General features: G+C 42.9%; 11 protein-coding genes. 5 read left to right on the top strand and 6 right to left on the bottom strand.

Annotated features, from left to right (window positions below; translation table 11 throughout):
- The first annotated feature begins 2 nt into the window (after nt 1–2).
- Genes BM375_RS15270 through BM375_RS15280 form a run of 3 tightly spaced genes read left to right on the top strand, consistent with a single transcriptional unit; the run spans nt 3 to nt 11,845 of the window.
- Nucleotides 3–1,715, top strand: a complete 1,713-nt coding sequence (locus BM375_RS15270) for a hypothetical protein (RefSeq protein WP_093367320.1) — start codon at nt 3–5, stop codon at nt 1,713–1,715.
- Nucleotides 1,712–9,865, top strand: a complete 8,154-nt coding sequence (locus tag BM375_RS15275) for a carboxypeptidase regulatory-like domain-containing protein (RefSeq protein WP_093367322.1) — start codon at nt 1,712–1,714, stop codon at nt 9,863–9,865. The genes BM375_RS15270 and BM375_RS15275 overlap by 4 nt, the downstream gene beginning before the upstream one ends.
- 9 nt (nt 9,866–9,874) lie before the next feature.
- Complete coding sequence (locus BM375_RS15280; RefSeq protein WP_093367323.1) at nt 9,875–11,845, top strand: fibronectin type III domain-containing protein; 1,971 nt, start codon at nt 9,875–9,877, stop codon at nt 11,843–11,845.
- A gap of 27 nt (nt 11,846–11,872) precedes the next feature.
- Here BM375_RS15280 and BM375_RS15285 read toward each other — a convergent pair whose 3' ends face one another.
- Nucleotides 11,873–12,415, bottom strand: a complete 543-nt coding sequence (locus BM375_RS15285; protein WP_093367325.1) for an acyl-CoA thioesterase — start codon at nt 12,413–12,415, stop codon at nt 11,873–11,875.
- 162 nt (nt 12,416–12,577) lie between these two features.
- Between BM375_RS15285 and BM375_RS15290 the strand changes: the two genes are divergently transcribed.
- Nucleotides 12,578–15,391: a TonB-dependent receptor gene (locus tag BM375_RS15290; RefSeq protein ID WP_093367326.1), complete on the top strand. Its 2,814-nt coding sequence runs from the start codon at nt 12,578–12,580 to the stop codon at nt 15,389–15,391.
- A gap of 91 nt (nt 15,392–15,482) precedes the next feature.
- Entirely contained in the window at nt 15,483–16,562 is a 1,080-nt protein-coding gene (locus BM375_RS15295; RefSeq protein ID WP_093367328.1) for a phytase, read from the top strand.
- Between the two features lie 59 nt (nt 16,563–16,621).
- On the opposite strand, the gene BM375_RS15300 is transcribed toward BM375_RS15295, so the two are convergent.
- The 5 genes from BM375_RS15300 to ileS are packed head-to-tail and all read right to left on the bottom strand — an operon-like array spanning nt 16,622 to nt 23,016.
- Nucleotides 16,622–17,545 carry an SDR family oxidoreductase gene (locus tag BM375_RS15300; RefSeq protein WP_093367329.1) on the bottom strand — a complete coding sequence of 308 codons (924 nt, stop codon included), beginning with the start codon at nt 17,543–17,545 and terminating at the stop codon, nt 16,622–16,624.
- A complete protein-coding gene (locus BM375_RS15305; protein WP_093367331.1) occupies nt 17,533–18,486 on the bottom strand; it encodes a M20/M25/M40 family metallo-hydrolase in 954 nt (317 codons plus the stop codon). Before BM375_RS15305 ends, BM375_RS15300 begins: the two co-directional genes overlap by 13 nt.
- Nucleotides 18,487–18,502: 16 nt before the next feature.
- Nucleotides 18,503–19,153 carry a lipoprotein signal peptidase gene (locus BM375_RS15310; RefSeq protein WP_093367332.1) on the bottom strand — a complete coding sequence of 217 codons (651 nt, stop codon included), beginning with the start codon at nt 19,151–19,153 and terminating at the stop codon, nt 18,503–18,505.
- Between the two features lie 55 nt (nt 19,154–19,208).
- Nucleotides 19,209–19,595: a TraR/DksA family transcriptional regulator gene (locus tag BM375_RS15315; RefSeq protein ID WP_093367334.1), complete on the bottom strand. Its 387-nt coding sequence runs from the start codon at nt 19,593–19,595 to the stop codon at nt 19,209–19,211.
- Between the two features lie 4 nt (nt 19,596–19,599).
- Nucleotides 19,600–23,016 (bottom strand): isoleucine--tRNA ligase, encoded by a 3,417-nt coding sequence (gene ileS, locus BM375_RS15320; protein WP_093367335.1) that lies wholly within the window; start codon nt 23,014–23,016, stop codon nt 19,600–19,602.
- Nucleotides 23,017–23,042: the final 26 nt, after the last annotated feature.

A 23,042-nucleotide genomic window follows, 5' to 3' on the forward strand; every position in this document is an offset into this window, starting at 1 on the left:
TTATGAAAAAAGTTCATATATGGTTAATGGTTTGGTTAGGTTTGATTCCTGGGCTTTTAGTAGCCCAGGATTTCACCAATATTGCCTCACAACGCCCGGTTGCCTTTAATGGTAGCGTGGAATTGCGGGGTATGTTTTATGGAGCGAGTGGTATTGCTAACCGCATGGAGCCGTTTAACTACTTTCTAAGTGGAAGTCCTACGCTCTCTATCTATGGTTGGACTATTCCTTTTAATTTCACCGTAAGCAAGAAACAAACCTCCTTTCAACAGCCATTTAACCAATATGGTCTTAGCCCAACTTATAAATGGATAACACTGCATGGAGGTTATCGCAATGTGACATTTTCTCCGTATACCCTGGCCGGTCATACCATGCTTGGTGGAGGAATAGAACTGAATCCGGGAAAATTAAGGTTTGGTGTGATGTATGGTCGGTTGAATCGGGCGACTGTTATCGATACGGCCAGCATGTCATTGGTGCCTTTTGCCTTTACGCGAAAAGGGCTGGCTGTTAAATTAGGATATGGTACTGCCGATCGTTTTTTGGATTTGAGTTTCCTCCGGGCAAAAGATGATAGTACGAGCTTGCCAAGTGGCATATTGGGCTTTGAGGATAGGGTAAAACCGGCAGGCAACTCGGTTTTAAGCTATGGAGGTAAATTTACGCTGTTTCAGCAGTTTTTTATAGAAAGTGATGGAGCAATAAGTCTGTTGACGCGCGATTTGAATTCTACGCTTACACTGGATTCGATTCCTGATAAAACTTTACGCAGGCTCAGCGATTTTCTGGACATCAACGGTACTTCCGAATGGTTTTTGGCCTTTAATGCGGGCTTGGGTTATCAGGCAAGAAATTACGGAATCAAAGCAAACTATAGACGGATCGAACCGGGCTTTACCTCCATGGGAGCCTATTATTTTACCAACGATATTGAAAACCTGACGATTAGCCCGAACTATAATCATCCTTCGGGTAAATTTCGGATAAATGCCAGTGTCGGTATTGAGCAGGACAATGTCCGTCTGCAAAAGGAATCCACTTCTAAAAGGGTTATTGCCTCGGGTAGCGCTTCGGCAGAGTTGACCAAAAATTTAGGTGTGGACGTCAATTTCAGTAATTTCTCCAATAACCAACGACCGAACACTTTAAGATTTGCAGATTCCCTTAAAATCGTACAAACCACACGGACTTTGGGCATCATGCCGCGTTTCACCATCAGCAGTCCTGAAAAGATACAGATGTTCTTGCTGTCAGCAAATTTCAGCAATATGAACGATTATAACAGCTACTTTGATAATAATCCCGACATTCCCAGCAGGGATATACGGAATGGACAATACCTTTTGAATTATACCCTGTCACTACCCAAAAGACGGATGTCATTCAATGGTAGCTTAAGCTATACGAATCTCAAAAGTGCAGCGGTTACGAACAGCTATCAAGGCGTTACCATTGGAGGGAACTATCTTTTGCCGAACAATAAAATTTCTGCTGGAACTAACCTCAGCTATATGTTGGGTAAGTCCAATGATACGAAGAGTAATATTTTCAATGGATCGCTTAATGTTAGCTATGCTATCAATAAGCTACAGTCCATTCGTGCGATGGTTTATTTTACGAACAATAACCCAGGCAGTGCAGTGACGGGTGTGAACCCATCCTTCTCCGAAACCCGAGGAGAGATTGCCTATCAATTGAATTTTGGATTATGAGAACCTATTTGTCTACTATACGATTTGCTTTGTGCCTTTTGTGGACACTGCTTACTGTTGTTTGTGCACAAGCGCAAGTGCAGATTAATGCACATGTTGTTCCTCCATATCTCAGCAGGGTTACGGATTATGCCTCGCAGCCTCATTTGATGGTGGTGACGCTAACGAATACTTCCACCTCGGAAGTACAGGTGCAACTGACGGCAAGGATTACCGGTGATAACGGTATTGCTGCTTGGGTAAAACCGGGCTATCGGAGTCCAAGCCCTATCGTCATCCAGCCGGGGCAGACCATTAACCTCAATGGTAATGATATTGCTTTTCTGTTTGATGTGAATAAAATAGACTATACCGGTATCAGCCGTGCAGATATGACAAGGGGATTGGGACTGCTGGAAGGAAGTTATACGCTCTGTATCCGAGCACTGCAATATCAGACCCTGCAACCCCTGAGCCCTGAGCAAACAGGTTGTACCACAATTCGGATAACGGACCTAGAGCCACCACGTATACTGACGCCTTATAATGAACAAAAGGTAGATACTAAGGGCGTGCAGGCACTTCCCATCACTTGGACAACTCCTCCGGGTTCTTCTCCATTTATACAGTATAAGCTTAAGATTGTGGAGATGGTTACGCCACGTAATCCGAACGATGCCATACAGTCTACGCGTGCACACTACGAAGAAACCTTGAACAGCAATATGCTGCTCTATGGGCCACAGTACCCGGCGCTGATCCCGGGTAGAAAATACGCAATGGTTGTGCAAGCGGTAGACCCTACGGGGATGTCTAATTTCCGCAACCGCGGGATTAGCGAGGTGATGTCTTTTACGTATATGGGCAACCTGTTGAAAGCTCCGCTGATTATTTCTCCGGAACATCAAGGTACTTTCAGCGGGCAACAACAGTTTGCGGTACAGTGGAATCCCATAGCTGAAGCACCTGCACAAACAGAATACACCGTTAATTTCTATCACGGGGATCAAGCCGGAGGAAAAAATAAATCCATTCAGTCGTTACCTTTTTATTCGCATAAAGTCATCGGGGCAAGTGAGCTAATCTATGACTTTACGAAGATGCCGCTGCTTGAGCGCAATGAAAACTATCAAGTCGAAGTCATCGCTAAAGACCCCAATCAGCAAGCTCTTTTTGAAAATGAAGGCCGGAGTAATCTGGTTGATTTCTTATTTGATGCCAAGATACACCGCGATACCACAAAGATAAAAGGTAGGTTGGTATATCAATTCAAAGATGACCTAACGGGACAGGTTTATCCGATAGCAAATGAACGTGTATACCTAAGTAAGGTTTATGCAACGGTTTCAGATGATCCTAATGGATTGACACAACCGAAGGAACTCAGTGGAAGTGCTGCTTCCTTCTTCAATAACGAAGAAGTATTTGGCGGGCAGTACGTGACCACCGATGCAGATGGCAATTTTGAGTTACCTTGCTTTTTTACAGCATTAGATAGTGCGGGAGTTATTCCAACAGATAAATGGGATCAAAATCTGGTTCATGGCGGTGGTAGTTCCAATCGTCTGTTAAATCGATATGTAGAAAACCTGAAAGGTAAGGTTGGCGTATTCTATAAGATAGCGGTGCTTAATCCGCATTTTAAAGCCAGCTCGGAGCTCTATAACTTTACTCCGGGTGGAGAAAGAGACTTGAGGCAGATTACTTTAGACGCGAATGCTTATTCGCTCAAAGTGAATGTGCGCGAAGTGTTTAATAACCTAAAAGGGGATTATGTAGAGAATGCGACTGTTCGGATTTATAGAGAGCAGCAATACAAAGAAGAAGCACACTACGGCATACCGAAATATGAAGGTGATATTCTTTCAGATGAACTATACGAAAAGGCTATAAAGGATGGCAAGGTATTGATTGCGGAAAGGAAGACACCTATACTTAATGACAAGAAAAATGCCAACGAGGCTTATGTAACGTTTAATTCGTTGTTTAAGAACTTGCCATCGGATCCTTATAATTATAAGATCGTGCTGATGGATGGAGCTGTCGTGTTGAGGGAAACCTCGTTTAAGGACATCTCGAATGGTCTTTCGACTTCTGCTACAGACAAGAACGTAAAGCTGAATAATATCCAGGCTGTTCAATATACCACAAATGCAACTGTGGTGAATGCGGTGAAGAACAGCCTGTCCGCCACCCCTAAGATCAGCACAACAGCAAATGTGAAAGGTGTGAATATGGCAATCAATACAACAAGCACGACAAAACAGGTGTCGGCTGCTAATCAGCCTGCTCTGACGGTTACGGCTAAAGGCACATCTGTATTTGGCACCGGTGTAACTCAGGGGGCGTATACGAAAGACAAGTGGGCAGATTACCGTTATGACAAACAACCGGAAACGGCGTACCTGACGTTGGAAAAAGAATTGCATACGCCGCCGAGAACGAAACTGACAGGTACTTTAAAGTATGCTTATAAGAATAAACCGGGAATACCGGCACAGGCTTATGCCAATATGCCGTTGAAGCTGGTGGTATTCTATGATTATAGGGAAAAATCGACAACTGCATTAGGTGTAAGTAATTTGGGATACACGACTGGTGGTAGCTACTATGCATCGGTGAATAGACAATTGATTAATTTTGGTTACCAAAACTTTTTGAGTACCGCCAAGGTGGAGACGGCTATACAGGGCTCTTTTCTTGATGTTGGAGGGAAAGCGGCGGAAGACAATTACAAGGTCGTACAGACGGTTATGACAGATCAAGACGGGAACTTTGAGTTTGACTTCCCGAATGCCGATCCCACTGGTCAGTATATGGATGGCGTATATGGCACAGGTTATGGCGATTTAAGCTCATCTATGAACGTAGAGATCCGCCGGGTGTATCGACTTGTGCCGGATGTGCCTTATTATTGTGTGCCGGATGAAGCGATTGTCGTGCAGCCCTGGGAGAGTAAAGATGCAGGAACGTATACTTCTTTTGTAAAAACACATCATATCCGGGTTCAGGTAAGTCGGGTCGATCGGGAAACCGATCCGCAGACAGCAAAACCTTTTGCCAATGTGCCTGTCAATCTGTATTTTGATGATGGATTTCAAAACCAGCAATATTTGCCTACAATTCCGGGACTGGATAAGAACATGAAGGCAAATGTCAATACGTCAGCACCAAATTCAGGTTATAACAATACGGCAGCGCCATCCGCTCCTGCAGGTGGCTCATCAAGTACAGGTAAAGGATTAACCCTCTTATCCTATACGGCTAATATAGGCGCTAATTATTCGGGAACGTTGCTGAGCAGCGGGGTGGTAGTACAGGCTGCCCAGCAAACAGTTCTCCATAGCTTATATTCACACTTGTTGATGCGCGAAGGACAACTTAGTGATGATCGCGGTATCATAGAGTTTAAAGATGTGGTGCGCCTGTCCTATATGAGCGGTCAAAAATCATTAAAATATCTTTTGGAGGCTGATGCGCGTGGACGAGAGAATGATGTTTCCTTCCATCAGGATTACTTCTTGCTGCAGAGTGCCCGTGCCAATCGTTATGTAAAAGACGATGTTCGAGGTATTGAGCCTGAATCTCGTACGCCGGATATTTTGTTCAATAAAGACCTGAATCCAGAAGAGGTGCAGCAGTACTTATTCCGGCTGGTGCCAAAATCTACACTCATCCGTGGCCGTGTAACGGATAGTTACACGACCTTGGGAATAAAAGGTGTCAAGGTGAAAGCACGTGTTGCACTGAATGGAAAATCCTATCATAACAATAATTATGATTTTCTGTTTGAAGAATGGGCCACTACTGATGAGAATGGATACTATTCTTTTCCGAATTTAGAGAAACGAATAGGTTCTTTTAATCCGGATGCAATAAATAGTGGTACGGTTACAACGTCTAAAAAGAATGAGATCAGTATCGCTGCGCCGGGATATGAGCCGCAAACAGATAACATTGGTGTTTTAGAACCGGGACTGTCCGGTAAGCAGATTGTTCGGAATTTTGCGCTTAATCCATTGGGCAGAGGTGCATTTGGCTATGTGATGGATGCAGAAACAGGCGAACCGGTCACGGCACGTGTCAAATTGAAAGTGAACGGGCGATGGGTTGATACGGAAGGAGCCTTACAAAAAGAAGTCGCGTTCAACTCGTCGCTCAATATCGTTGCGGGGCAGTTGGCTCAAACCAATTTTCAGGCGACAGTGAATCGAAGTGTGAACACCGGGAAAGCTATCAACATAGGAAATAGCGGTAGTAAGATTACGGCTACCAAAAATCCGCAAGGCAAGGTAACAACTACGGTGACGGTAGCGGATAAGAAGGATTTGGGGGTTAACATCGTGGAAGCCGCTGTATTGTCGAATAGCAAGTATGGAGAAGATGTGCAGGTGCTGTATAGCGGTAGTGCAAAATCCAGCAATACCGCGTCTGCCACTTCCGGTTTTTCTTCTCAGGCATCCACCGACCTGTTGAACCTGAACCAATGGCAATTGATGCTACATTACCCTTATCAGCGGTTTGTTATCGACTTACCGACAAAGCCGGATTCTATCATGATCCTACCTTACGATCCTGCCTATATGCCATTGACGGCAGCAGTGCATGCGAAGGAACCTAAAGCTAATCTTGGTGATTTCAAGTTGACACGACGCAAACATAAGATTAATGTCGTGGTAAAAACACGAGATGGCGCACGTATACCAAATGCAAAAGTATATATTGAAGGTGGGGGGGATGACTTTAAGCGAACCAACGGAAATGGAGAAGTTTTGTTTGAATTTGTTAATAACTCCACGTCAAACTTTAATATCTATGTTACCAATGATGATGTGCAGTTGCCGAAATCAAAAGCGGAGAAATCGGGTAAAGCGGATAATGTCGCTGATAGACAAACAATTGGTGTCGAAAAAATCGCTTTTATGCCGACCAGCCTCAATAACGTGACCAGTGTAGACAACCAGAAAGTCAAAACTGTAAACGTTACTGTGGATCGGGCCAATGTATTGAAAGGTAAGGTCTCCTTTGCTGATGATAATCAACCTGTTGAAGGTGCTGTGGTCTATTTAGAGCAGGGCACAGGAGCTAATTCAGAAAGTCAAGCCATTACTGATGCAAACGGTAATTATACTTTATTGATACCCGAACCTCGCCCCGTACGTGTACCACAACTACAAAGAGGAGCTGCCGCCAAGGTGGCACAGAAGAACCCACAAATACAAGTGTCGGCAAGCTATAATGAACCTAATAGAACTTTTGTAGGTGTAAGTAGGAAAATCACCATCCAGCAGGAATCGCAAGTGGTTAATTTTGCAATCAATGAGATTAAAGACATAGACATCAGTCGTTTGTACGGTTTTGATGTGCGTATCAAGAAACTGCAGGCGAGGGATGAGGGTTATCTGATCTCAGGAGATTTAATTAATATTCCTGAAAATGCGGATTTCAAAGGAAAACAATTGGATGGGCAGGAGTTCGCTTTGAGCTTTAAAGATGTTCAGGTGGGTAAGTCGGCTGCCGTTAATGCCAATAAAGTGCCGAAAGCTGTTCCCGTAGAGGAGAGAGTCAATCTGGTAGAAAAGAATGTGCGGATTTCAGCATTCAAATCTTTCCATGCAAAATTGGAGGGCCATGCGGAGTATATACAGCTGAGCAAGGGGAATACTGATACCGCCGGTACAATTCGTGGTAAGGTTCGTTTGATTGATAACTCGTTTAATTTTCCGACGAGCTATATGACAATCAGTGGCCAGGATTTCTACTTGGGAAAATACGCGCATAGCGGTTCCAATAAACAAGAAATAGAAGCTTTTCAATCAGGCGCTACAGCCGAGGTTGGGCACAAATACGCCATTACAAAAGACCAAGGGAAAGCGATAACGTTCAAATACCTGGGTTTTGATGGCGAGAGCGGTATATCCGGAGAAAGGGAATCCTTTGTTCAAAACGATAGTATTCATCTGTTCCTGACCTTAAAACCAAAAATTCAAGGCGGCATTTCCCTAGCTTTAAATGCAGGGGAGGCGATTATTACAAAAGATAAGTTGCTGCCTGTGAAAGGCGATGGACCTTTAGAGTTCAAGTTGGAGCAATGGACAGTTATGAGTGAGTCCTGGTCGTTGGCGCCTAATTCAGGGGGTATTGTTCTGCGGAATAATAAAATCCTGACTGGCAAGACAGACCTTAACCTGAAGAAATTGTCCATCTTGTCAGAGACAAATGAGTTGGTATTCGATGAAACGGATGTTTCCAAACAAAATCTTACTGTTGGAGGACGGGCAAACCTTCCGTTAACCTTGGAGAAAGGAACAGAGGTGGTGTTTGCTTATGATCCGGATGTGGGGAACATACCGGGAAAAGGGCACTTTAAGTTCACGTTGAGGAACGATAAGGGTACGGCAGCAAGTATAGAGAAATTGCCGGGAATGACCAGAGCGGGGGATAAGATCATGATTGGCTATGTGTCCGTTTTGAGTAATAATGAGGAGGTCTTTGGTTTTAGCCAAAATGCGAAACCGATTACTATCCAAAGCCAGATGTCGTTTACGCCGGGTTCTTTCTTTAGTAAGGAAGAAGGTTTGGTCATGAACGGTACGATTAACCTGCACCTGCCGAAACTGATGGATGCGATCAACGGCTCCATTAGTTACTATGCTACGGATAGTGGGACACCGAGGTTATCTATTGCGCCGTTGGAGTTTTCTTTTATTGGTGATGGAGGCACAAAGTTCAAAAGCATATCCGGTGCTGATGCGCAACTTTTTGGCGGTCGCGGCTTGGGTATAGCAGGTGAGATACAGATTCCGGGGTCAGACGCATCGCTGAAGGCTAATCTGGTCAGTATGGTAACATCGGGTGTTCAGAGTGCGGCGAAGCAGGTCGCAAATCAAGTCGCTGAGGAGGCGAAGGAATATGCCGAGGAAGTGATCTCACAAGCAGCAGACGCAGTGAAGAAACAGGCCGAAGTCGTCATTGGTGAATATCGGAAGAAAGGGGAGGAATTTGCAGCAGAACTCTTAGATGAAGTCTTGAAGGACGAAACCGTCCGTAAGAGCCGTGAATTTATCGAAAACAGCTTAAAAAGTGCAAATGATACCTATAATGAGATACTTAAATTAGGAGAGACAGGCAAGCAATATTACGATGCGCTTGCGGCAAAAATGCGGTTGGCCGGAGAAGGAATGAATGCCGTTAATACCATAATCGATGGTAATCCTATTGGTGGATTCCTGCAACTGAATGGCGTGCTGAAAGGAGCAGTAGGGATTGATATTGTCGATGCAGCTAAGCAGAAAACCAAACAAGTGGCCATGCAGGCGGTGAAGGCTCTCCAGGAAGAATTGCCGGTGGACAATCTTGCTGATGGTCTGGCGCAGAATGGCGGCGGTTTTAGTGGAGCTAAATTTGACTTTGATTTCAAGACAGGACGCGTGTTTGGAGCGCTAAGTATGCCGAAATTAGTGGCTGGAGCGGTTATTCTGAATAAGGTGGAGATGGAGATGCTGTTTGAACGCGAGGGATGGTACTTCTTCGCCGGAGCAGATCTTAATGTGCCGGCCGTTCCGCTGATATTCCCTCTGGCTGTAGGTATCGGTATTGGTAACTACAATACGGTTACGCCACAGATGGAAGCAAAATTCACCAGTATGTCCTATGTGAAGAAGCTGCCAAAAGTATTTAAACAAAATGGTTTCCGTGGTTTCTTGTTTACAGGTCGGAAAGACATTATTCCTGAAACACGTTTTGGAGTTAATTTTGTTGTGGCAGATTTTGAAGTTGGTTTTGGTGCCGGATTTGATGCAAGGGTATATGGTAGCTTTAACAAACAAGAGCAAGAAGTTGGGATTGGTGCGATGTTGTTTGCCCATGCTTACGCCCGAATGGCAGTATTGGGAGGTGTATGTGGCGTAAGCGGTAGTGTAGATGCAGAAGTAGGCGTTAAGGCTACATTTAAGAATACAGGTGGAAAACCGTCTATTAGCGCAACAGGTTGTTTTTCCGCAGCGATTGCTGCGCGTGTCTGGTGTGCTTTTATTGAGAAGGGTATCAATGTCTCGGTTATGGGGCAATTGACCTTGTGTGCCGGTTCAAGCTGTGCGAAAGAAGGTGTGGACTTTAAGTTTAGCCGAGGCAGCGGCTCGTGTAGTAAAGATCCTGATTTTGATTATTAATAGACGACTATGAAACAGATAATATGGATACTATGCTTAGTACTGATAGGGGAAGTGCTATGGGCGCAGGAAGGTAAGGTACGTATGGTGGGTACACCTAATGGTGTATATGTGGACGTAAAGGATATTACGTTCGCTAAGCAAGGTTATTGGGTATTGAGGAAAATGGAAAGAGAAACGGAATTCAGCCCGGTATTGCGGGTATATCCCGCGCAATCCGATATTGATGTGCAGAAACGGGTGAAGGATCATCTTTATTTATTCCCTGAATCTGGCGTCTTTAAGGATAGCTTAGCCATCTTACTGTGGGAAGCTTGGCAGGATCCGGTGAAGCAACCACAGTTCCTAAGTTTGGACATTCCGCAGATCAGTATTGGGTTTGGTCTGGGCTTTCTGGATACGACAGCAGTGTTGGGAAAACAGTATACTTACCAAATTCAGACAGAGCAAGACGGTTATGAAGGGCAGTTGCTATATACACTTCCTAAAACGGAGTTTGCAGCTATGGAAACAGTGGAGATTGACCCGGGAGAAGCTTTTCCTATTTTGCGATTTCGCTCTCACGCAACAGATGCAGCCCCTCTTTTTGAGGTTTTTCGTAAAGAAAGGGGGACGGATACAGAGTTTAAGCAAGTGTACAGCACAAGAGGGATGAACACAACAGAACAAGGTGATTCTATTATTTATTTTATTCAGGATACTACAGCTTTACAAACATTGCGCTATGATTATTATATACAAGGTAAAGATTTGTATGGAAATGTCGGAACTTCTTCGGATACGGTCTCTTTACAGGTGGGCGGAATGCGTAACGTTACCCGTGGATTTAATGTAAGGACTGCTGCGGTTGACAGGGGAATTAAAATTTATTGGGAGCCGCTTGAACAGCGCTATGCCTTGCAGAATATCTTGCTCTATCGCAGTGATAACTATGACAGTGATTTTACACTGTTGGCAACATTACCTGTTACGGATACAGTATATGTGGATCAAGATGTCAGAGGTGGTAAGAATTACTATTATCAGCTTGTTATGCAAGGTGAATCTACAGTTTCCTTTCCTACGGCACGTGTTTCGGGACTATACACGGGTATTGTCAATCTCTTGCCACCGACACAGGTCAGCGTATACATGGAATCGGATTTTCCAACATTGAGCTGGCAACATGTGGATACAACGAATGTCGCGGGTTTTTATATCTACAGAAGTTTTGATAGTGATGGTGCGCTAAGGCAGATTAGTGATTTTATTCCCATTGAAAAAGATAGTGTCCGATTTACCTATCGTGATACTTCTGTTACGATCGGAGATGTGCAGGGGTATTATGCTGTAACAGCGGTGTCATACACACAGTCATTGAGTCCGCTTTCAGAAGTAGTCAATCTGTCTATACCACCTAATGTGAAAACAAAACTCGAAAGCCCTTATCAATTGCGATATATCTGGCAGGATAAAGAGCAGCTGTCCATTACTTGGATGGATATGGAGCAGAGAATTGCCGGGATAGATCGTTATGAGGTTTTTAGAAAGGGGGCTACGGATAGTGTATTTCCAGATGAGCCTATAGCCGTGGTGCAACTGAATGAGTATGTAGATACATTGAGTACGGCAGGCAGCTATGAATATGCTGTACGGTTGGTTGTCGGGTCAAACACCTATAGTGCGTTGAGTACCCCGATGCGTGTTGAAAAGATACCCGAGAAGCCCTTAGCTCCGGCTAAACTGCGTTTATATGTGGCTGATGAAGGAGATGGGGTTATTTTGCAATGGGACGGTAGTTACGCGCCAATGGCAGGATATCATATCTATAGAAGCAGTGGAGAGACACCGCCTGCTTTGCTAACAAAGCTTGAAGGAGAGGCTTTGGAGTATTTTGATAATGAGATTAAAAAAGGTATTACATACTACTATTATGTAACGACGATCAATATGCAGGGAACGGAAAGTGAACTAAGCGAAGAGGTCGTATTTATCCCATGATTTTAGAAAATCATGGGATAAACTAAATTACACGGTCTTTACCGTACTAATCAATTTCTTGATGCTTTTCGCATCTTTCACTTCCATTTTACCAGCGAGGATGAGGCGTAGCTCCCGGCGTTGAAGCGCCTCGTCGAAAAGTTTCTTTTCTTCGTCCGTTTCCGGGATAAGCTGAGGCACGGGAACAGGTTTATTGTTGCCATCGATGGCAACAAAAGTATAATAAGCTTCGTTGGATTTCACTTTCGTTCCTTCCGGAAGGTTTTGGGCAAAGATTTCCATGCGCACTTCTACTGAAGTATTAAAAGCTCGGGTCACTTGTGCCTGTATCGTGACTACTTCACCCAATTTGATGGAGCGTTTGAAAGACACATTATCCACGGAAGCAGTAACCACGACATTCTTACAATGCTTTTGTGCAGCCATAGCTGAGCATATATCCATCCAGTAGAGTAACCGTCCGCCCATTAAGTTGCCAAATGTATTGGTGTCATTGGGCAGTACGAGTTCATTCATTTCCGTGTAGGATTCTCTTGCAAATTTTTGATTTGTTTCTTTCTGTGTATTCATACGTTGGGACAAAGTTAGTGAAATTAAATGATGCGTTTTAGTTATCTGTTTGTGTTTCGCAGGAGTTCGTTAACAAACGTATAATTCATATTAAGTTAACATTTAAACAACGTCTTGTTTATATAGGGTCTTTAGTTTTGTCGCAATTTTAAGAAACAAACTATGAGATTTTTTACAACCTTGTTTTTAACACTTATCGTGATGCTTACCTACGGACAACGGACTGTGTTGACAGGTAAAGTAATCGATGAGGCCGACAATTTATCTTTGCCGGGAGCAACGATCCGTATTGTAGAGACCAACCGTTACACGGTATCAACACAAAATGGTAGCTTCGAATTTTTGGACGTTCCTGAAGGAGCCTATACCTTGTCTGTCGTGTATATGGGATACCAACCTTTGGAAACCAAACTGACTGTAAAAGCAGGGCAGAAAAATGATGTGCAATTGGCCTTGCAACCATCGAGTAATACCCTTTCTGAAATTGTCGTGATGGGGGATATTCTGAAAGGACAGGCTCGTGCGCTTAACCAACAGAAGAATAATGAGAATATTTCCAATGTGATTTCTTCTGATCAAGTAGGTCGTTTCCCTGATGCGAATATCGGGGATGCCTTGAAGCGTGTTCCAGGGATTACCATGCAGAATGACCAAGGCGAAGCGCGGAATATTATTGTCCGCGGTTTGGCACCGAACCTGAACTCTGTAACCTTAAATGGCGACCGTATTCCGTCTGCGGAAGGCGATAACCGTAATGTGCAGATGGACCTTATCCCCGCAGATATGATTTCTACGATAGAGGTTAGTAAGACATTGACCCCGGACATGGATGCAGACGCTATCGGCGGTTCGGTCAACTTGATTACTAGAGCATCGCCCAACGGACAGCGTATTTCAGCTACCGTGGCAGGAGGTTATGGACCTATCCGTGAGAAAGCAAATTATACTGCTGGATTGATTTACGGAAACCGTTTTGCCAACAATAAGATGGGCATCGTGTTTAGTGGTTCGTACAATAACAACCGTTTTGGTTCCGACAATGTGGAAGGCGTATGGAAGCAGGATAAATACAATAATATCTTTATGTCGGATATGGATATCCGTCAGTATGATGTGCAACGTATCCGTAGAAGTACAGCTTTGGCATTCGATTATAAAATCAACGACAGACATTCCCTTTATGCCAATGCGATGTACAACTGGCGTGATGATTTGGAGAATCGTTACCGTGTTCAATATCGTAAAATCGGTGCTGAGTATAATGATAACAATGAAATAATCGGTTATTCGGGTGATATTCGTCGCGAAACAAAAGGCGGTATCGACAATAATAAAAACAAAAATGCACGTCTTGAGCGTCAAACTGTACAGAATTATGCTATCGGCGGAGAGCATATCCTGAATGCAAAGCTTGACTTGGATTGGTCTGCCAATTACGCTATTGCCAGTGAAGATAGACCAAATGAGCGTTACATGGGATTTAAATTGGACAGCGGTGAGCTGCCAATGACCCAAGACTTGACAGATGAACGCAAACCATTGGTTGGTGCGAATGAAAATCCATCTTTGTTTAGCTTGAGACAAATTACCGAGAACCATAACTATACCGAAGAGGAGGAGTTTGGAGCGAAAGTTAATTTCCGTTTTCCATTGTCTGTTATTGCGGAGCAAAAAGGCCGTTTCCGTACAGGGCTTCGTATGCGTTTGAAAGATAAATCTCGTGATAATATCTTTTATAAATACAATCCATCGGAGAAGCTTGGTTCACTTGATAATATTCCGAATGTATATTTTGATGGTAAAGGTTTTCAACCGGGCGAGCAATATGTGGCAGGATACTTCCCTGACCGTAATTATTTAGGTGGGTTGGATCTAAAGAATTCTTCGTTGTATGAAGAAGAACCAGTACCTGCAGAATATCTGACAGCAAATTACAAAGCTAAAGAGCAGATTTTTGCTGGTTATGTGCGTTGGGATCAAGATTTCAATGAAAAACTGTCGATGATTGTAGGTGCGCGTGTGGAACATACGAAAATAGACTATACGGGTAACGCAGTAGTGGATGAAGAAGATTTAGTAGGTACAATTAGAAATAAGAACGACTACACGAACGTGTTGCCAAGCCTTTCATTCAAATACAATGCGAATGAATCTTTAATCTTACGCACGGCCTTCACAACAGCATTAGCACGTCCGAACTATTATTCCCTAGCCCCGTATGTCAATGTTATCTCGGAAGATAGCGAGATCTTGGCGGGTAATCCAAACCTGAAAGCGACTTATGCGTACAACTTTGACTTCATGGCAGAGCAGTATTTTCGTTCTGTGGGAATTATTTCCGGAGGTGTGTTCTATAAGAATTTGAAAAACTTCATCTATACGTATCGGAATAGCCAATACACAACAGATATGTTCGCACAGGATTTCCCAACGACGCCTAACCCAATCCCAACTGGAGAGAACTGGCGTTTATTCCAGGAACGTAACGGAGATAATGTTGATGTGTACGGTTTTGAGGTCGCTTTCCAACGACAGCTGGATTTCCTTCCTGGACCATTCCTAAGAGGTTTTGGTATCTATGTGAACTATACGAATACCAACTCTAAAGCGCGTGGTATCACCAATGAAGAGGGAGAAGTGCGTGAAGGTGTGAAGTTGCCGGGTACAGCACCACACATGTTCAATGGCTCTTTATCTTGGGAGAATAGTAGATTCTCTTCCCGTATCTCCTTGAACTATTCTTCGGCTTATATAGATGTACTAGGTGGAAATGCTTTTGAAGACATCTATTATGGCAAGCAGTTGTTTCTGGATGCAAATGCTTCATACAAAATCACACCTAAATTGCGTGTTTTCGCAGAAGCAAATAATTTGACGAACCAACCGCTTCGTTATTACCAAGGTGTTGCGTCACGTACGGCGCAAATGGAGTATTATCAGGCAAGATTTAATTTAGGTTTGAAATTTGATTTGTAACAATCTGTGAAGGAAGTTATGGAAATCTTTTTCGCTTCCATAACTTCCTTCAATATCATAATCTGATTACTTAATTAAAAACAAAAACACAATGAAAAAAACAATAAATATTCTTTCGATTTTTGGAGCTTTAGCTTTCTTAGCTTCCTGCTCATCGGGATTCGCACCAGTGGCTTCCGATGCGGTAGTGCCAACTGTAGTAACTGAAGCTACAGAATTTGATACGGATGATCCCGCAATATGGATACACCCCACTGACCCGACTAAAAGCCTGATTGTCGGCACGGATAAAGAAGTTGGTGGCGGATTGTATGTTTATGATTTGCAAGGCAAGATTGTCAATAAAGTCACCGGTATGGAGCGTCCAAATAATGTAGATATTGCCTATGGACTAGAGATCAACGGAGAAAAAGTAGATATCGCGGTGACTACCGAAAGAAAGTCGCATAAAATCCGAATATTCTCTTTGCCAGACTTAAAATCAATAGACAATGGTGGAATTTCGGTATTTGATGGTGAAGAGGGAGAAGGAATGCGTGATGGGATGGGGCTTGCTTTATATACAAAAAAAGATTCTTTGGGAACTTCTTCAATCTATGCGATTGTAGGACGAAAAACGGGTCCATCAGGAACATATTTGTGGCAATATAAATTGAGCGGCACAGCCGACGGAGCTGTTACGGGTGAAGTTGTCCGTAAGTTTGGTACATACAGTGGTAAAAAGGAAATTGAGGCCATTGCGGTAGATAATGAATTGGGTTATGTGTATTACTCTGATGAGCAGGCTGGCGTACGGAAGTATTACGCTGATCCAGTGCTAAACGACAATACGGAATTGGCTTTCTTCGCACAACAGGATGCTAAATCAGATCATGAAGGTATTGCGATCTATAAAACCGGAGATTCTACAGGGTATATCTTGCTTTCCAACCAGCAAAATAATTCCTTTTTAGTATATGCACGTGATGGGGGCAATGGAAATCCACATGCACATGAGAAATTGGCAGATGTGCCTGTATCGGCTATAGAATGTGATGGAGCAGATGCAATCAATCTTAATTTGGGAGGTCAATTCCCTAACGGAATGTTAGTTGCTATGAGCAACGGCAAGGTGTTTCATTATTACGACTGGAACTTGATTCAGGAGCGGATAGATGCACAGAAAAAATAACTGATAGAAGGGAAAAGGATGTCATGCTGAGCTTTGTCGAAGTATGACATCCTTTTTCTTTATCGATTATAAAATCCAAATTGCTCCTCTATCTTTTGTAAAGACTCCTTAAACGGCGTAGGGGAGAAACCTAACTCCTTTTTAGCTCTACCCAGTACAAAACCTGTTGTCTGGGGTCGGTTTTTATCTTGACCGATTTCCTTAGCTGTAATAGGTGAGATCAGTGAACGATCAAGATTCCAGAAGTCTGCGACATGTTGTACAGCTTCTAAAACGGTCATCATCTCCTCTCCAGAGATATGGTAAATTCCTTTAGCTTCATTTTTCATGGCTTGAATAGTCGCTATAGCCAAGTCATCTACAAAAGTAGGCATACGCCATTGGTCAGCAACTACTTTTATAGGTTGTTTTTGTTCTAATTGTCCCTTTGCCCAAAGCACAAGATTGGAACGGTTGACATCGCCATTTATACCATACACCAAGATGGTACGAAGAATAGCGTTTCGGCAGCCAATAGCTTCTAAACATTGTTCCGAATCCAATTTGCTCTGTCCATACGCATTGCAAGGATTTGGCTTATCTGTTTCCTGATATGGGCCTTCTGTCCCATCAAATACGAAATCAGTAGAGAGGTGAACAAGGTGTTTGTCAAATTCCCTACAATAATTACCCAAAACGCTAACCGTATCGATATTGACCTTTTGACATTGTTCAGGATTGCTTTCACAAGCTTCCACGCTGCTGATAGCTGCGGTATGGATTATTCTATCAGGGCGAATCTTCTCCAACATATTTTTGAAAGCTTTGTTGTCTTCAAAATCGCAAGGGATATAGGTATAGCCTTCTCGAATGAAATTGCGATTCTCCCGTTTTGAAGTGGCGACTACATGAATATTGGGATCTTTTACCAATTGCTCAATAAGTTTTTGCCCAAGAAAACCGTTGGCTCCGGTGATAAGAACAGTGGATTTTAGTTCGTCCATTGAAAATCCATTTTATCTTGTTTCATGGAATTATTGAGGACATCAATTTCCAATTGTAGAATTGATTGCATGGCCTTATAGTCTATCTTCTCCGGATCATCGCCAGTTTTGTGATAATCATCGTGTCCACCGGTATGGAAAAACAAGACAGGAATATCTTTTTTGTAAAAGGATGTTTGATCGGAGCCCCCATTGCCATCTTTGCTTAGGTTGAATTTAATGTCGCTGGTAATATCCTTGAAGATTGCAGGGAACTTGGAGCTTGTACCGTAGCCAATAACCGCAAGACCATTATCGGGATTATAGCGTCCTATCATATCCATATTGAGCATCCAATGGATGTTTTCCAAAGGAATGGTGGGATTTTCTGTCCAATATTTTGAACCCAGTAGACCAAGTTCTTCCGCCCCGAAAGCGATAAATAAGAAGTTAAAGGGTTCTTTCTCTTCGTTAGTCGCATAGTGACGTGCCAATTCCAAAAGACCGGCAACGCCCGAAGCATTATCGTCTGCTCCATTGTGTATTTCTCCGATGTGCAGGGTATCTCTTGAGCCACCGAAAGTGCCGTGTCCCAAATGATCGTAATGTGCTCCAACGACGATAGTTTGTGGAGCGCCATTATCTAAATAACCAATGATGTTATCCGCGGGACGAAGACTGTCCGGTACGACTACCCGACGAACCTTAGCTGTAAAGGACTGCCGATATCCCTTTTCCCCTTTGGGCGCTAAGCCATATTTTTTGAAATGTTTCTCGATATATTTTGCGGCTTTCTTCACTTCCTTAGAGCCAGTCGCACGACCTTTCATCTTATCATCAGCCAGATAATAGATATGCTTTTTAAGATTATCCTGGTTGATTTGAGCCCATGCTGACCGGATAGGTGCAAGGAAAAGCAGCGATAACGCAATGCAAAAATAGAATGTGCTTTTAGTCTTCATAGTCCAAATATTTTCTTTAATCTTCTAACATCTCACTATGTCTACTTTCTTTTTCTGCTTTCTCTTCTTTAAAATAACGCTTTTGGAAGATGAGAATTAGAAACACGCCTATAGAAATTGCGGAATCAGCTATGTTAAAGACTGGACGGAAGAATAGAAAATGTTCACCGCCCCAGATGGGAAACCAGTCTGGAAAATTTCCTTCTATTAAAGGAAAGTATAGCATGTCTACAACTTTCCCGTGGAACAAGGAGGAGTAACCACCCCCATCAGGGAAAAGCACAGCCTTTTGGTAAAACGTGCTTTCACTAAATAGTATACCGTAAAATGTAGAGTCTATAATATTTCCCAGTGCTCCTGCAAAAATTAAAGCCACATTCAGGACAAACCCTCTATGGTATTTATTTTTGACCATATAATGTAGGCCATAACCAATTCCGGCAACAGCGATAATACGAAATAAAGTCAAAAACAATTTTCCGAATTCACCACCGAATTCCATCCCATAGGCCATACCGTTATTTTCGATAAAGTGAATCAGGAATTTATTGCCAAGAACCTTGAAGTCTTGACCAATTGTCATGTTCAATTTGACCCAAAATTTGGATAGCTGGTCTATCAGTAAGACAAGTACAATAAGAGTAAGCGGTCGTGTATAGCCTTTCATATTTTACTAAAAAAAATGGCCTTTGTTTATTGCAAAGGCCATTTTGTATTAATGATTAATATTGTTTGTTCTTCGCCTCTATACTTAAAGTTGTGTGCGGAACAGCTTTTAAACGTTCTTTCTGAATCAATTTGCCTGTTTCGCGGCAAACACCGTATGTCTTGTTCTCAATACGCACCAAAGCAGCCTCTAAGTTGTCGATAAATTTCTTTTGGCGAGCAGCCAATTGATTGGTCTGTTCTTTTTCCAAAGTTGCGGAACCATCTTCCAAAGTCTTATAAGTGCCGGCAGTATCATCTGTGCCGTTTGCATTACTGCTACTCAAAGTAGATGTTAATGCAGCTAATTCTTCTTTGGCAATACGAAGCTTCTCTAAGATAATATCTTTGAACTCCTTTAACTCGGCATCGCTGTAACGTGTCTTTTCGTTAGTACTTTCCATAATCTCAACTCTTTTCAATGTTTACACTTAATTCTACACCATCTATCTCTATGGTATTGCCATCGTTAGCCAACTCATTTACGCAATCGAGTGAATCGGCTAAAATTTCGGTGCAAATATACGATAAATTTTCGGTAATAGCATCTTGTATATCTGCGTTATATGTTAAAGAAACTTTGATACGGTCTGTTACTTCAAAACCTTTTTCTTTACGCAAGTTCTGTATACGGTTAATGAACTCACGCGATATCCCTTCCTGCTTAAGGCTTGGGGTGATGTTGACATCCAATGCGACTGTCAATTTGCCTAGATTGGCAACCTGCCAGCCAGCAACATCTTCTGCAATGATTTCCACATCCTCTGCTGTCAGCGCATACGGTAAACCTGCTAACGCCAAAGTTCCAGTACTTTCCAAGGTATTGATGTCAGCATCTGTCAACGCTTGTATAGCGGCCGTGACAGCTTTCATGTCTTTGCCGACTTTGGCTCCTAGAACCTTGAAATTAGGTTTTATTTTCTTCTTAATGATACCCGTCGTATCCGAGATAAATTCAATTTCTTTGATGTTGGTCTCTGAAAGTATCAATTCTTTTACCTTTTCCACCTTCTCTTGGAAAGAACTATCTAAAACAGGTAAAAGTATCTTATTCAATGGCTGACGCACATTGATACCTTTTTTCTTCCGCAAGGAAAGTGTTAACGAAGAAATATCCTGTGCTAAAGCCATTCTCTCTTCCAGGTCTTTATCTACGAGATTCTCTTGGTACGTTGGGAAATCTGCCAAATGCACAGATTCATGTTGCTCCTTCTGTGAAGCCGCATTCAAGTCTAAATAAAGACGGTCTGAGAAGAACGGAGAGATCGGCGACATCAACTTGGCAATTGCATCCAAACAGGTATACAGTGTTTGATAGGCAGATATTTTGTCTTCCGTGTATTCTCCTTTCCAGAAACGACGACGGCATAAACGTACATACCAGTTGCTTAAGTGCTCGTCCACAAAATTTTGGATGGCGCGTGCCGCTTTGGTAGGTTCATAGTCTGCATAGTAAGCATCGACTTCTTTCGTCAAGCTGTTCAATAAGGAAATAATCCACCGGTCAATTTCCGGTCGCTTTGCAAGGTCAATATCGGGTTCAGCATACGAGAACTTGTCGATATTGGCATAAAGTGCAAAGAATGCATAAGTATTGTACAGTGTACCGAAGAATTTACGTCTAACTTCATCCAACCCTTCGATGTTGAATTTTAAATTGTCCCAAGGTGCCGCATTACTAATCATGTACCAACGGGTGGCATCAGCGCTGTATTGTTCAATCGTTGAAAACGGGTCAACTCCATTGCCTAAACGTTTAGACATTTTGTTGCCGTTTTTGTCCAATACCAGACCATTGGAAACAACGTTTTTGAATGCAACAGAACCGCGTACCATCGTAGATATAGCATGTAAGGTAAAGAACCAACCACGGGTTTGGTCTACACCCTCTGCAATAAAGTCTGCCGGGAAAGCGCTGTCATAGTCCGCTTTGAATGGTAGCGGGTCGCCAGCAGCTAATTTGTCGTGGTCCAAGCCCCATTGTGCATAAGGCATTGCCCCTGAATCAAACCATACATCAATAAGATCGGGTTCACGGAACATTTTCTGTCCATTATCTGATACCAATACAATATCATCCACATAAGGACGGTGTAGGTCTAATTCTTCTGTTTCAAATTTGGCCAAATAAGTGCTATTGATTGCTTTTTCTTCTGCTGAAAGTATATCGGATTGAATAGCTTGTTCCAATAAGCTTTTTAGCTCTGGTAAAGAACCTATACAGATTTCCTCGTTCTCATCTGCAGAACGCCATATCGGTAGGGGAGTTCCCCAATAGCGTGAGCGGGAAAGATTCCAGTCAACCAAATTCTCTAACCAGTTGCCGAAACGACCAGTCCCTGTAGCCTCAGGTTTCCAGTTGATGGTCTTGTTTAGCGCAACCATCTCCTCTTTGACGGCTGTAGTGCGGATAAACCAGCTATCTAAAGGGTAGTATAGCACAGGTTTGTCCGTACGCCAACAGTGTGGATAGGAGTGTTCATATTTTTTTACATCAAATGCTTTGTTTTCCTCTTTTAATTTGATGGCTATAAGCACATCTGTAGGACGAAAATCTTTATCTGCACGTTCCTCGTCCGTGTAATATTCCTCTTTAACAAAGCGACCTGCAAAATCCGTGATTTCTTTGACAAAGCGACCTGTACGGTCTACAGTAGGAACATCTTTACCATTTTCATCACGTACTAAAATGGCCGGTACACCATGTTCTTTACATACACGGAAGTCATCCGCCCCGTAAGTTGGGGAGGCGTGTACGATACCTGTACCGTCTTCTGTTGTGACAAAATCGCCAGGGATAACACGAAAAGCCTTTTCAACCAATTCCTCATTGGTGATGTAAGGTAATAATTGATGGTAACGCAGACCGACCAAGGCCTCTCCTTTAAACTCAGCTGCGATTTCCCATGGTATAACTTTATCACCAACTTTATAGTCTTGGAAAGGAGCTTCTTGTCCCTCGGATTTAAAGTGTTTAGCGATTAAGTTTTTTGCTAAAATAACCGATACCGGTAGTCCTGTATATTGATTAAAGGTCTTAATCTTGACGTAATCGATGTTTTTACCGACCACCAATGCGGAGTTCCCCGGTAGAGTCCAAGGTGTAGTGGTCCAAGCTATAAAGGCGACATCTTCATCATCAGATTCAACCAAGGTAGCCACCATAGGGTGTACCTGTGATTTGTCCAAGCGGAATTCAGCAACGATAGTGGTATCCTTTACGTCTTTGTAGGTGCCCGGTTGGTTAAGCTCGTGCGAACTTAAGCCTGTCCCCGCAGCAGGGGAGTAGGGTTGTATGGTGTAGCCCTTGTAAAGAAGTCCTTTCTTGTAAAGCTCCTTTAACAGATACCACAGGGTTTCTATATATTCGTTTTGATAGGTAATATAAGGATGTTCAAGGTCAACCCAATAGCCCATCTTTTGGGTTAGGTCGTTCCATACATCGGTATATTTCATAACCTCCTTACGGCAGGCTGCATTGTATTCTTCTACGGATATTTTCTTGCCAATATCTTCTTTCGTGATGCCAAGGGTTTTTTCTACAGCTAATTCGATAGGAAGTCCATGGGTGTCCCAGCCTCCCTTACGTTTTACCTGATAACCTTTTAAGGTTTTATAGCGGCAGAAAATATCTTTGATAGAGCGCGCCATAACATGGTGAATGCCGGGCATACCGTTGGCCGAAGGCGGTCCTTCGTAGAATGTGTACGGTTTGCTGGCTGGACGGTTCGAAATACTTTTCTCAAAAATGTTTTTCGATTCCCAACGTGCTAATATCTCTTTCCCTATTTCAGGTAAATTTAACTGCTTATATTCCTTATACATCCGAAATTATGCTAATATTTTAAAGG

Origin of the sequence: Sphingobacterium wenxiniae, assembly GCF_900116225.1 — a bacterium.
GTDB classification, from domain to species: Bacteria; Bacteroidota; Bacteroidia; order Sphingobacteriales; family Sphingobacteriaceae; genus Sphingobacterium; species Sphingobacterium wenxiniae.

What these genes read in the sequence shown, in the direction of transcription:
- BM375_RS15270 (WP_093367320.1), top strand. Translation starts at nt 3, where the DNA reads ATGAAAAAAGTTCATATATGGTTAATGGTTTGGTTAGGTTTGATTCCT.
- BM375_RS15275 (WP_093367322.1), top strand. Translation starts at nt 1,712, where the DNA reads ATGAGAACCTATTTGTCTACTATACGATTTGCTTTGTGCCTTTTGTGG.
- BM375_RS15280 (WP_093367323.1), top strand. Translation starts at nt 9,875, where the DNA reads ATGAAACAGATAATATGGATACTATGCTTAGTACTGATAGGGGAAGTG.
- BM375_RS15285 (WP_093367325.1), bottom strand. Translation starts at nt 12,415, where the DNA reads ATGAATACACAGAAAGAAACAAATCAAAAATTTGCAAGAGAATCCTAC.
- BM375_RS15290 (WP_093367326.1), top strand. Translation starts at nt 12,578, where the DNA reads ATGAGATTTTTTACAACCTTGTTTTTAACACTTATCGTGATGCTTACC.
- BM375_RS15295 (WP_093367328.1), top strand. Translation starts at nt 15,483, where the DNA reads ATGAAAAAAACAATAAATATTCTTTCGATTTTTGGAGCTTTAGCTTTC.
- BM375_RS15300 (WP_093367329.1), bottom strand. Translation starts at nt 17,545, where the DNA reads ATGGACGAACTAAAATCCACTGTTCTTATCACCGGAGCCAACGGTTTT.
- BM375_RS15305 (WP_093367331.1), bottom strand. Translation starts at nt 18,486, where the DNA reads ATGAAGACTAAAAGCACATTCTATTTTTGCATTGCGTTATCGCTGCTT.
- BM375_RS15310 (WP_093367332.1), bottom strand. Translation starts at nt 19,153, where the DNA reads ATGAAAGGCTATACACGACCGCTTACTCTTATTGTACTTGTCTTACTG.
- BM375_RS15315 (WP_093367334.1), bottom strand. Translation starts at nt 19,595, where the DNA reads ATGGAAAGTACTAACGAAAAGACACGTTACAGCGATGCCGAGTTAAAG.
- ileS (WP_093367335.1), bottom strand. Translation starts at nt 23,016, where the DNA reads ATGTATAAGGAATATAAGCAGTTAAATTTACCTGAAATAGGGAAAGAG.